The sequence below is a fragment of the Rhizobium sp. NLR10b genome, from assembly GCF_019685435.1.
Classification (GTDB): Bacteria; Pseudomonadota; Alphaproteobacteria; order Rhizobiales; family Rhizobiaceae; genus Rhizobium.
In genome coordinates, this window is the sequence record NZ_JABDWV010000014.1 from 96,967 (window position 1) to 109,256 (window position 12,290).

8 protein-coding genes are annotated in these 12,290 nt (G+C 60.8%); 3 read left to right on the top strand and 5 right to left on the bottom strand.

Annotated elements, in window-relative coordinates; all coding sequences use genetic code 11:
* Nucleotides 1-179 precede the first annotated feature (179 nt).
* The gene (locus HJB91_RS22385; protein ID WP_221147381.1) at nucleotides 180-2,063 is read left to right on the top strand and encodes a HAMP domain-containing methyl-accepting chemotaxis protein; all 1,884 of its coding nucleotides are present in this window, start codon (nucleotides 180-182) and stop codon (nucleotides 2,061-2,063) included.
* A gap of 89 nt (nucleotides 2,064-2,152) precedes the next feature.
* Here HJB91_RS22385 and HJB91_RS22390 read toward each other — a convergent pair whose 3' ends face one another.
* The 4 genes from HJB91_RS22390 to HJB91_RS22405 all read right to left on the bottom strand — a co-directional run bounded on the left by HJB91_RS22390 (nucleotide 2,153) and on the right by HJB91_RS22405 (nucleotide 9,062).
* Nucleotides 2,153-3,604, bottom strand: a complete 1,452-nt coding sequence (locus HJB91_RS22390; protein WP_221147380.1) for an NCS1 family nucleobase:cation symporter-1 — start codon at nucleotides 3,602-3,604, stop codon at nucleotides 2,153-2,155.
* 234 nt (nucleotides 3,605-3,838) lie between these two features.
* Nucleotides 3,839-6,910, bottom strand: a complete 3,072-nt coding sequence (locus tag HJB91_RS22395; protein ID WP_210631823.1) for an efflux RND transporter permease subunit — start codon at nucleotides 6,908-6,910, stop codon at nucleotides 3,839-3,841.
* Nucleotides 6,907-7,992 carry an efflux RND transporter periplasmic adaptor subunit gene (locus HJB91_RS22400; protein WP_221147379.1) on the bottom strand — a complete coding sequence of 362 codons (1,086 nt, stop codon included), beginning with the start codon at nucleotides 7,990-7,992 and terminating at the stop codon, nucleotides 6,907-6,909. Before HJB91_RS22400 ends, HJB91_RS22395 begins: the two co-directional genes overlap by 4 nt.
* The gene (locus tag HJB91_RS22405) at nucleotides 7,989-9,062 is read right to left on the bottom strand and encodes an efflux RND transporter periplasmic adaptor subunit (protein ID WP_221155918.1); all 1,074 of its coding nucleotides are present in this window, start codon (nucleotides 9,060-9,062) and stop codon (nucleotides 7,989-7,991) included. Before HJB91_RS22405 ends, HJB91_RS22400 begins: the two co-directional genes overlap by 4 nt.
* A 108-nt stretch (nucleotides 9,063-9,170) precedes the next feature.
* On the opposite strand from HJB91_RS22405, the gene HJB91_RS22410 reads away from it, so the two are divergent.
* Together HJB91_RS22410 and HJB91_RS22415 are read left to right on the top strand one after the other, a co-directional pair.
* Nucleotides 9,171-9,803 carry a TetR/AcrR family transcriptional regulator gene (locus HJB91_RS22410; protein WP_210631820.1) on the top strand — a complete coding sequence of 211 codons (633 nt, stop codon included), beginning with the start codon at nucleotides 9,171-9,173 and terminating at the stop codon, nucleotides 9,801-9,803.
* Nucleotides 9,804-9,916: 113 nt separating this feature from the next.
* On the top strand, nucleotides 9,917-10,954 hold the full coding sequence (locus HJB91_RS22415) for a LacI family DNA-binding transcriptional regulator (RefSeq protein ID WP_221155919.1): 1,038 nt from the start codon (nucleotides 9,917-9,919) through the stop codon (nucleotides 10,952-10,954).
* Between the two features lie 161 nt (nucleotides 10,955-11,115).
* Here HJB91_RS22415 and HJB91_RS22420 read toward each other — a convergent pair whose 3' ends face one another.
* Nucleotides 11,116-12,144, bottom strand: a complete 1,029-nt coding sequence (locus HJB91_RS22420; protein ID WP_221155946.1) for an AraC family transcriptional regulator — start codon at nucleotides 12,142-12,144, stop codon at nucleotides 11,116-11,118.
* Between the last annotated feature and the right edge of the window lie 146 nt (nucleotides 12,145-12,290).

A 12,290-nucleotide genomic window follows, 5' to 3' on the forward strand; every position in this document is an offset into this window, starting at 1 on the left:
TGACGCCGTCGATTAAGCGTTTTTCGGTTGGAGCGGGAATCTGAACACGAAGAGGGCGGCGAGTTTCGCGTAAACTGGTAAACGGCGTTTTACACTCCGGAACACATCGTTAAATTTTTTCCGTTACAAACACCCCTGGTCAAACCGGCACGACACCGGACTGTTCGATGGGGACTTTGATGCGCCGTCCAAACATTAAATCGAGTTTGCTGTTCATTTTCAGCGGCATAGCTCTGCTTTTCGGGCTCGTTGCCTATCTCGCGGTCGACGGCCTGCAAAAGACGAACGGCTCCACCGAAGAAATCGCCGCCAACTGGCTGCCGAGCGTGCAGGCTTCGCAAGCGATCAGCCTCGCCATGACAAATCTGCGCCTCGCTTACCGCGATCACATTATCGTCCAGGCGGAAGCAGAGAAGAAATCCCGTGAAGAGGCCATTAAGGCGGCCGAAGATGCAACTCGCAAATCGGCAGACGCTTATCTTCAGCTGGCTTCATCCGATCGCGAGCGGGATCTGATCAAGACGATCAAAGAAAGTGTCGAAGGCTACGTCGCCAGCAGTTCGCAGTTGCTTGCTCTTTCCCGTGCAAACAAGACCGAAGAAGCTGGCCAATATCTGGGCGGCGAGATGCGTTCCTATTCGGACAAGCTCAAGGAGGCCACGGCGGCCCTGGTCGAATTGAACGTCAGCGGCAGCAAGAAGGCTGCCGATCTCAGCAAGGAGACCTTCGCCTCCATCGAATCCTACCTCCTTGCAACGATCGCCTTTGCGGGATTGCTCGTTCTCGGCGCGATTGTCTTCGTACTGAAGAGCATCGCCAATCCGATTACCAACATCACCGCCTCGATGCGGCATCTCGCCGAAGGCGACACCGGCTCGGAAATTCCTTTTGCCGATCGCGCCGACGAAATCGGATTGATGGCGGGAGCGGTGGAGATTTTCCGCCAGGCCGCGATTGCGAACAAGCGCCTGGCGGTGGAAGCCGAGGAGAACCGCAACAGGGCGGAGGCAGATCGTGTTGCGGCGCAGATGCAGGCGGAAGCCGACGCATCAGAGCGGTTGCGCATCGCCACTTCCGGTCTGGCCGCCGGTCTGAAACGGCTCGCTTCGGGCGATCTCGCTTTCCAGCTCAATGAGGCCTTCGCCCCCGAGTTTGAAGCACTCCGCCATGACTTCAACCAGTCGGTCACGCAGCTTGGCGCGACGCTGAGAGCAATCTCCGAAAGCATCGGCACGATCGACGAAGGCACCCGGGAAATCTCCTCGGGCGCCGGTGATCTTTCGAAACGGACAGAGCAGCAGGCGGCCTCGCTCGAAGAAACGGCGGCCGCATTAGAACAAATCACAGCGAACGTGTCGAACTCCAGCAAGCGGACCGAGGAGACGCGCGCAGTCGCCACCGAGGCAAACCGGAGCGCCGGGATTTCGGCGGAAGTCGTCTCCCATGCGGAGGAAGCGATGGAACGCATCGAGGCCTCGTCGCAGCAGATTTCCAACATCATCGGCGTCATCGACGAAATCGCATTCCAGACCAACCTTCTTGCCCTCAATGCCGGCGTCGAAGCGGCGAGAGCCGGCGAAGCCGGCAAGGGTTTTGCGGTCGTCGCCCAGGAAGTGCGCGAACTCGCACAGCGCTCTGCCGGCGCTGCCAAGGAAATCAAGGGGCTTATCCAGAACTCATCGAGGGAAGTGGAAAGCGGCGTCAAGCTGGTGCGCGATACCGGCCAGGCCCTGAAGACCATCGGCGGCTTCATCACCCAGATCAATCACCACATGGATTCGATCGCCACCTCTGCGAAAGAACAGTCGATCGGACTGAGCGAAGTGAACGTCGCGGTCAATCAGATGGACCAGACCACACAACAGAACGCAGCGATGGTGGAAGAATCGACTGCAGCATCCGATTCACTGGCGCAGGAGGCCCAGAAGCTTCGCGAACTTGTCGCACAGTTCAGGCTCGACGAGGTGGTCTCCAGCCATTCCGCAGCCCTCCGCTCGACGGCAAAATCCATGGCCCAGCCCATCGGCCGTGGGGCCATCCATGCGGTGGCGGCACGCCGTTGAACCGGGCGAAATGACCGGCTCCCTCGGGCCGGCAGATTTTCCAAACAGAACATGAAGGCGCCTGGCGATGGCCAGGCGCCTTTGTTTCGTCATGCGGCGAAGGCCGGATTGCGCCGTGCGCCCATCCTCAGCACGAAATAGATCGCTCCGCCGATGGCGACGCCGAAGAACCAGCCATAGGTGCCCCACCAGTCCGGCAGGATGGAGGTGAAGGTCGGCAGGATCGACGAGAACAGCGCACCGACCGCAAAGGCGATGAAGGCATTGCCGTGCCAGCCGTTCTGGAACCGGAACTCGCCATTCTCCTGGTAGAGAGCCTCGACGTTCAGCTGGCTCTTCCTGATGAGATAGTAGTCGACCATCATGATGCCGAAGATCGGCCCCATCGTCGAACCGATGAAGTTGACGAAATGCGCAGCACCCGTCTCCCAGGGAGCGAAGGGATAGAGCACGAGGGCGATCAGCGCGGCGATATATCCGCCGCGCTTGAAGTTGATCTGGCGCGGGAAGACATTGGCAAAGTCGAAGGCGGGCGAAACGAAGTTCGCCACGACGTTGATGCCGAGCGTTGCAACCGCGAATGTCAGCGCCGCAAGCAGCGCCAGGAACCAGCTGTCGAATTTCGCCGATATCATTTCGGGATGCAGCAGGACCTCACCGTATACGGTGAAGGCTGCCGTGGTCGTGACACCTGCGACGAGGCAGAATGCCAGCAGGTTGATCGGCAGGCCCCAGAGATTGCCCTTCCTGAGCGCCTTCTCGCTCGTCGCGTAACGCGAGAAATCGCAGAAGTTCAGATAGAGTGCCGCGAAATAGGTGATCCAGGTGGCGGCCACCGCGGCAAGCGCCGCAATCGAGCCCGGCTCGCCCGGCACGCCGGCATCCTTGGTTTTTTCGATCAGCACGTCGCGCGGGATTTCGGAACCGAACGAGAAGGTGCCTGATTTGACGACCAGATAGATGGCCAGGATCAGCATCATGATCCAGACGGCGGGACCTGCCCAATCCTGGAACTTGCGGACAGTTTCCATGCCGCGCTGAATGATCAGCAGCTGCAGCGCCCAGACGATGACGTAGCAAATGAGTTCGAGGGTCGAATGGCCGAGCATGTGGCTGTTCTGGTGGAAGGCGAGCAGGCTTTCGTTGCGGATCAGCAGGGCAACGATTGCGCCGGAGGCGGCGGCAGTCTGCGCGCCGTACCAGAAGCAGGCGACCACCGCCCGGACGAGTGCGGGAACATTGGCGCCGAAGGTGCCGAAGGAGGCGCGCGCCAGAACCGGAAAAGGGACACCGGTGCGCACGCCGGCATTTCCGACGAGGCTCATCAGGAAGAAGATGACGAGAGAGCCGATGCCGATGGCGATGACGAAATTCACGAAGCTGCCGCAGAGCAGGAACAGGCTCGCCGCTAGATAATAGCCCCACAGGCTGTGAACGTCCGATGTCCAGACGTTGAAGATGCTGAATGCACCCCACTTACGCTCCTCGGCGGGTGCAAGATCCTCGTTATATAACGAGGGAGACGGATTTCGTACGCTCATGAATGCCCTCCCATATCCCCTGAGGCCGACTCGGCCACAGACGGAAGTCTGCTCCTCATTTGGGCACCTGACAATTTAAGAGTCACATTGTACACAATCCTGATCGACCAGATGGACAGGCCATCAGCCTATTGCGGGCGAAGGACACGCCCGGCCAGGCCATGCTGTGCCCGAACAGGATGATGTGCTTCACCTTGCCGCGGCGGCCGTAGGCGATGGCCATCGAAGACCGCATCATGCCTCTGCCGTGGCTTCGGCCCGAGTACCCTCATCCCTTGGGATTCTGAACCATGCGACGTAGAGCGCCGGCAGGAACAGCAGGGTGAGGGCCGTGCCGATGACGATGCCGCCCATCATGGCGTAGGCCATCGGACCCCAGAAGATCTCGCGCGAGATCGGGATCAGCGCGAGGGTTGCCGCCGCCGCCGTCAGCATGATCGGCCGCATGCGGTGTTCGGTCGCCTCGATGACCGCCTGCCATGGCGTCACACCTTCGGCACGCAGATGCTCGATCTGCACCACGAGGATGACCGAGTTGCGGATCAGAATGCCGATCAGCGCCAGAATGCCGAGGATGGCGACGAAGCCCATGGGAGCATTGCTGAGCAAGAGCGCCGCCACCACGCCGATCAGGGCCGTCGGCGCGACCGCAAAGACCAGGAAGAGGCGGCTGAAGCTCTGCAGCTGGATCATCAGGATCGTCGCCATCGTAAACAGCATCAGCGGAGCCACGGCCGCAATCGGCCCTTGCGCCTCGGCGCTGGATTCGACGGCGCCGCCGATTTCCACCTTGTATCCGACAGGAAGGTTCTTCTGGAATTCCTCCACCTTCGGCTTCAGCTGATCGACAATCGTAGCCGGCTGTGTCGAACCGATGACGGCCGCCTTGAGCGTGATGGTGGGCTGCCTGTCGCGACGCCAGATCGTTGGCTGCTCAAGTTCGAAGCGGAAATTCGCCACGGCCGAGAGCGGCACGACCTTGCCATTGGAGGTCGAGAGCTGCAGATTCTCAAGCGTCTGGACGGAATCGCGCTCGGACGCCCTGGCCCGGCCGATGACATTGACCAGGTAGATATCGTCGCGGATCTGCGTCGCGGTCGAACCTTCGACAATGCCGTTGAGGGCGGTCGCGATGTCCTCGGAAGAGACGCCGAGCTGGCGCGCCTTGTCCTGCAGCACATCGACCTTCACCACCCGCGAAGGCTCGTTCCAGTCCAGCACCATGTTCGACAGCAGCGGATGAGTACCGACAACGCCTGCAAACTGCTGGGAGATATCACGTACCTTTTGGATATCCGGGCCGCTGATCCGGTACTGGACCGGTTTGCCCACCGGCGGGCCGATATCGAGAAGCTTCACGAAGGCGTCTGTGCCGGGGAAGGTCTTCGTCAGATAATCCTGCAGTTCCGCCCGCACCTTGTCGCGCACGTCGAGGCCTTTGGTGACGATGATGGTCTGTCCGAAGGTGACATCGGGCGTTTGCACGTCAAAGGACAGGATGAAGCGCGGCGCGCCCTGGCCGACATAGGTTGTCCAATGATCGATATCCTTGTTATCGGCCAGCATCTCCTTTTCGAACTTGGCCATCTGCCTGTTTGTCTCGGCGATCGAGCTGTTGTGGGGCAGGTTCCAGTCGATGACGAGCTCTGTTCTGTCCGAGTTCGGGAAGAACTGCTGCTGCACCAGCCCCATGCCCCCGACCGAAAGGGCGAAGACGACGACCGTCAGCACGATGGTGACCCAACGCCAGCGCATCGCCAGCCCCAAAAGCCAGGAGAACACGGCGGCGAAACGACCCTTCTTCTCGTGATGCGACTTCATCGTCTTCGGCAGGATCGTGACGCCGAGAAGCGGCGTGAACAGCACGGCGACGATCCAGGACACCACAAGCGAAACCGCGATGACGACGAAAAGCGTGAAGGTGAATTCGCCGGCCGCACTGCTGTTGAGACCGACCGGGATGAAGCCGGCGACGGTGACAAGTGTTCCAGTCAGCATCGGAAAGGCCGTCGACGTATAGACGTGGGTGGCGGCTTTCCTCAGATCGTCACCTGCCTCCAGGCGAGCCACCATCATCTCGACGGCGATCATGGCGTCGTCGACGAGCAGCCCGAGCGCAATGATGAGCGCACCGAGCGAGATGCGCTGAAGCGAAATGCCGGAGTATTCCATCACCACAAACGTGATTGCCAGCACGAGAGGAATGGAGATCGCCACCACCATGCCGGCGCGCAGGCCGAGGCTGATGAAGCTGATGACGAGGACGATGACGATCGCTTCGAAGAGCGCGCGGGTAAAGCCGGAGACAGCCTCGTCGACGACGTGCGGCTGATCGGAGACGCGGTGGACGTCCACCCCGATCGGAAGATCGGCGACGACCTGTTTCATCCGCGCGTCGAGCGCCTCGCCGAACTCCAGCAGATTGGCGCCCTGCTTCATGCCGATGGCTAGTCCGATCGCCGGCTCGCCGTTGAAGCGGAACAAAGCCGAGGGTGGATCGACATAACCGCGCTTGATGGTGGCGACATCGGTCAGCGGGAAGAAGCGGTCGTTGATGCGAAGGTTGATCGAGCGCAGGCTTTCCTCGGAGGTGAACTGTCCGCTCACCCGCAATGCGATGCGCTCCGGACCGGCATCGACGAAGCCGGATTGGGTGACGGCGTTCTGGGCCTGCAACGTCTGGATAACAGACTGCTGGTCGATGCCGAGCGCTGCGATCTGGCGCGTGGAGAATTCAAGATAGATCGCCTCGTCCTGGGCGCCGATCACGTCGACCTTGCCGACATTGGGTACCGTGAGAACTTCGGAGCGCGCATTTTCCACGAGATCGCGAAGCTGGCGCTGGGTCAGCCCGTCACTGGTGAACGCGTAGATGTTGCCGAACACGTCGCCGAAGCGGTCATTGAAGAAGGGACCAACGACCCCGCTCGGGAAATCTCCCTTGATGTCGGCGATCATGTTGCGGATGCGCAGCCAGGTCGGCGCGACATCCTTAGCCTTTGTCGTCGGCAGCAATTCGACGAAGACGGTGGTCTGACCGGCAACAGTCTGGCTTTTGGTGTAGTCGAGCGATTCCAGTTCCTGGAGCTTCTTCTCGATCCTGTCGGTCACCTGCCGCGTCACCTCTTGGGCGGATGCGCCGGGCCACTGGGCGGTGATCACCATCGTCTTGATGGTAAAGTTCGGATCTTCCTCGCGGCCGAGGTTCAGGTAGGAGAATGCGCCTGCGAGAATGAAGACGATCATGAAGTACCAGACGAGCGAACGGTGCTCGAGCGCCCAGTCGGAAAGATTGAAGGACTTCACTGGCTGATCTCCTGGTCGATGCTGATGGCTTGGCCATCTTGAAGTTTATGCACGCCGGCAACGACCACCCGCTCTCCGGGAGCGAGTCCTTCGGTGACGCGAACGGTGCCGCCGTCGGTTAACTTGCCGTCGATCGTGACGCGCCGTAGCGTCACCTTCTTGCCGGCTACGTCGACGATCCAGACACTGGCGCCGTCGGCACCGGCAAGGATCGCCGAGGACGGCAGCATGATCTCGGGATCGGCAGCGATGGTTGCGGAAGCCGTGATGACCGCGCCGAGCCTGAAGGCTTCAGGCGGATCGGCGAGCGCGATCTTGGTCCGACTCGTTCGGGTGGCGGTCTCCGCCTCCGGCGCGATTTCGCGCACGACGCCCCTCGTGCGGATCGAAGGCTCGAGCTGCAGCGTCACCTCAAACGGCGCGCCGATCTCCAGTTTCTGCGCAGCGGCCTGGGGCACGTCGACGACGGCGTCTCGCTTGTCCGGCCGGGCGATGGTCACGACCGTCTGGCCGGCCGACACGACCTGGCCGACCTCAGCCGAAGTAGCCGTGACGACCCCATCGAATTCAGCCTGAAGCTGCGCATAGCCGAGCTGCTCCTTGGCCTTGTCGAGGTTGGCCTGCGCCTTGGCGACCGCGGCCGTGGCCGTCCGTCTCGCCTGCTCGGCTTCTTCGAGCGAGGCTTCCGTGCCGGAGCGCGATTCCACAAGCGCGCGCTGGCGCTGCTCCGTGGTCACGGCGTTTCGGAGCTGAGCGTCGCTGTTCTCTACATCGGACTGGGCGCTGCGCACGGCAAGCTCCAGCGCCAGCGGATCGATGGCGGCAACCACGTCACCCTTCTTGACGACATCACCGACATTGACGTTGCGGGCGATCATCCGCCCGAGGATCCGGAAGCCTAGATCGGTTTCTATGGTCGGCTGGATCGTGCCGGTCAGGCCGAGGCTTGTGGCGGGCGTCTGCCTGACCGTCATTGACAGCACGGGACGGGGCGCCTCCTGCCTGCTTTCCTCCTGCTTCGTGCAGGAGGAGATCAGGGCCGCACCCATCAACAGGGCGATTATCTTGGGACGAATACTCACTTGGATGCTTCCTTGACATAAGACACGGTTTCACCGGGCCTGAGGAATTTGGTCCCGTCGGTCACCACGACATCTCCCGCCGACACGCCCGACTTGACGACGAAGCTGCCGGTCTCGTAACTGGCGACCTCGATCGCTCTCACCGCAACCGCAGAGGATGCAGGATCGACGATCCAGACGGCCGGTTTGCCGTCCTTTGAGGTCATTGCCGACCAGGGCAGCTGGATCACGTCCTGCGGGACGTAGTTGAATTTTCCGACGACGGGAGCGCCGAGAGGAATGGGAGCATCGCTCGATATCGCGACCTTGACCCTGATGGTGCCGGTGGAAGAATCGATCGTCGGCGATATCTCGCGCACCTTCGCCGTGATCTTCTGCGAGGGGTTCGCAAGCAGGTTCACGGTGCCGTCGCCGTCGATCGGGCGCAGGAACGCACTCTCGACCACTTCGAAGACGGCGTCCCTGTCGCCGTCATGGGCAAGGGTGAAGACAACCTGGGCGGCCTGCGCCACCTGCCCGACCTCGGCATTGCGGGCGGTGATCACGCCATCGGCATCGGCTTTCAGCTCCGTATAGGACAGGGTGTCCTGCGCGGTCTCGAAGAGCGCCTGCGCCGACTTCGTCGAGGCCTGCGCGGTCAGAAGCGCCTCCTGTGCCTGGTCGAGTGCGGCGCGCGTCGTCACCTGCGTCCGAAACAGGCTCTGCTGACGGTCGAAGGCGAGCTGTGCCTGGGTCTGCTGGGCTTCAGCCGACTGAAGATTGGCCGCGGCCACATCGAGATCGGCCTTCTGCTCTTCGGGATCGATGCGCGCCAGTACCTGCCCCGCCTTCACTGACTGACCGACTTCGACCAGCCGTTCGATGATCTTGCCGCTGACCCGGAAGGACAGATCGGTCTGGACCCGGGCGCGCACCTCTCCCGTCAGCGCACCGCCATCACTCAGCGGCTCAGACTTGGCGACGACGACGCCGACCTGCCGCGCGCCGGGTTCTTTCGGCCCGTCCGATTCGCTGCAGGAGACGAGACCGATCGTGCATACGATCGCTGTGGCGAACAGAATGGTTCTCATAGCTGACCTCTTGCTCTCAACGGCAGCTGCTATATAATTGACTGACGGATTAGTCAATGAAACTTTTGCACAGGACCGATAGCGCAAAACAAGGGAGGCGAGGCACGAATGACAGCTCAGAAGAAACTCACACGCGCGGAACAGAAGGCGCTGCGACCCATCCAGATCCTGGATGCCGCATTCGAGGAATTCGTCAGAAACGGGTTCACGGGCGCCCGCGTCGACGACATCGCAGACAGGGTCGGCGTCACCAAAGGCACAGTCTACGTTTACTTCGAGACGAAGGAAAAGCTCTTCGAAGCCATGATCAGTCACTTCTCCGTCCCCTTTCAGGAACTGCTTGAAATCACCGCTGGCCTCAGCGGCAGCGCCACCGACAGGCTGATGTCCATTCTCGGTCTGCTTTACGACCAAATCGCGGAGGATCGTACAACCCGCGAATTGACGCGTCTGGTCATTTCGGAAGGACAGCGCTTCCCCGACCTGATCGATCGCCACCACGATGAATTCATCGCGCCGATTATCGCAAGGATCGACGCTCTCATCCTGGAAGGTGTTGCGTTGGGGGAATTTCGCGAAATTCCTGTCGAATTTTCCGACATCGTGGTTGCGCCGATTCTGACGACGACGGTTCTGCGGCTGATATTCGATGATCGCCGGGTGCCGACGCCCGACAAGGACGCCTTCATGCGCGCCTATTTCGACCTGCTGTTCAACGGGCTGCTTGCCGAACGTCGCTGATTGCGAATGACGAAAATATCGGCGCAAGCACATAGCTTTTTTAAAGTCCTTTATGTGAAAACATCAAGTTAGCTTATGCTTCGAAGGTACGATCTGAATTCGCGGCGGAAAAAGTGGAACGTAAAGTCAATCTCAAAGATGTCGCACGCGATGCCGACGTGTCGCTGAGCACGGCCTCGCACGCCCTGAACGGAACTGCGCCGCTCACGATCGAGGTGCGGGAAAGAGTGCTGGATTCGGCAAAACGGCTCGGTTATCTCGATCGCCGCAGAAAGAAGGCGACGATTGCCGCCTTGCACGTTCTGCTTCTCGCCATTCCTGACGATGCCGCCCCGGAGAGCGACCTCAATCTGGTGAGCTGGACGATTCTCAACGGTCTTCGCAGGGAATGCGAGCGTCGAGGCATCCGGATCGTACCCTATGTCAGCAGCGGCCGGCGCATCGACGGCGCCGAAGTCAGGCAGATTGCGATAGCAGAACGCGCTGACGGTATCGTGGTGCTGAACGACGATCAGCCAGAACTCATCCGCAGCCTCGCCTCGGCTGACATGCCCGTCGTCATCGTCAACGGCGAGGATCCCGCCATGCTGGTCGATACGGTGACGCCAGAAAACCGCTTCGGCGCACGGCTCGGCATCGAGCACCTCCTGGCGCTCGGCCACCGCCGGATCCTGCATCTGACCTGGAAGGGCCGAACGACCATCCAGCGCCGGTATGACGGTTTTTCCGATGCTTATTTGGCCGCACAGCTTCCGGTGCCGAAGGACATGATCATCGAAGCCGAGGGATATGAGCCCCGGCATGGCGAAGCGGCCATCAACGCGCTGCTCGATCGCGACGCCGCGCTGAAAGGCGCAACCGCCGTCTTCTGCGCGGCCGACAATCTGGCGCTCGGCTGCCTGAAGGCATTGGCCGATCGCGACATGCGCGTGCCCGACGCGATATCTGTGCTCGGCTTCGACGACATCGTTCCCGGCGAGTTCAGCCGCCCGCCGCTCTCCACCGTGAGCGTGCCGACCGACCGTCTCGGGGCGGCAGCGCTCGCGCTCATCGAACAGCGGCTGATCGCCAATGATCCGCAACGGCCGGCCCATCGCCTGGAGCTCGGCTGCCATCTCGTCCTGCGCGGCAGCATCGCGCCGCCTCCGTGATCCCAGCCGTCGGAGAATGCAGAAGGCGCGACCTCTCAGCAATGCATCGAGTGCTCCGCCGCGTCGAGAAGAAACATCACGCCATAGGGACTGCCCGGGAGACCGGGGATTCATGTATGTGCCGGCTCCATCTTCTCACCTGGGAGAATGTAGAAAATCATTCAGCGCAATCGCTCAGCCCGTAACCGCGTATCCCTCGGACTTTCACCAAAAGTGCTGCGGTAGATGATGGAGAACCTGCCGGCATGCGCAAAACCCCAGATCGCGCAGATTTCGCGGACAGATTGCTGGTTTGTCGGATCCCGCAGCTGCTCGCGGGCCGCCTGCAGTCGGATCGTGCGGAGGTAGCCGGCCGGTGAGGTTCCCCTGAAGGCCTTGAAGCCCGTTTGCAGCGCCCGTAGCGAAACGCCGACGCCATCGGCAACCATCGTCATGGTGATAGGTTCCGCGATATTGGCATGCATGTAGTCGATAGCGCGTCGGACATGCCAAGGTGCAATCAACGGTACTTTCTTTTTTTCCAGATGATCGGAAAACCGATGCCGGCCAAATCGGATCACGAGGTGAGCAAGAGTTTCGCTCATCGCGGCTGCGGCAAGAGGCGAGGATAGCAACGGACCGGCGCCGCGCATGCCCTGCACGATCGTCTGGAGCAGATTGCCGATCAGTTGGCCTGACTGCGTCGCGCGATCCAGAATCGGGTCGAGATCGAACGACTCCGAGAGGGGCTTTTCCACCAGCGAGGCGAGGACCCTTTTCACAACCTTCCAGTCCAGAAAAAGGGCGTCCGAGCGGTGCGGTCCTCCCTGGACCACACGATCGCCGACTTCGTGATTGTTGGCCATGAGAAAGTAACCGGCGCCGCTTTCGACCGTTGTCTTTCCTATCGACAGTCGAAAAGAGCCTGTGTGCGGCATGAAAAACGCGAGATGCTGCGGAGAGTCATCAAGCGTCCGAATCGTCCAGGAACTCTGATAGACCGAATGAAGCACCGTGAGCGCCTCGGTCCTTCTCAGATCCGCGGCCCAGGCGAATTTTCGGTCATCCTTCAACGGCTGTGCGCCGAAAACGCCGTAACCAGCCGTAAAGGCCTGAACCATTGATTCGAAGCTGGTGCCTCCATGCGTGGGCTCGAATCCATAACCACGATGCTCGGCAATTGCCATTTTCTCCCGTGTTAACGCATCCATGCCGCTCGGTTCTTTTCTTCTGCCGCCTGACATCATCGCGACTGGTCTGGCCAATCTTGATGGGTTAAGCAGGACCGGCAAAACCACGGATGATTTCGTTGCCCCGCAGAAGCAAAGCGTCCCCTCCACCTGCTTCACACTTACAG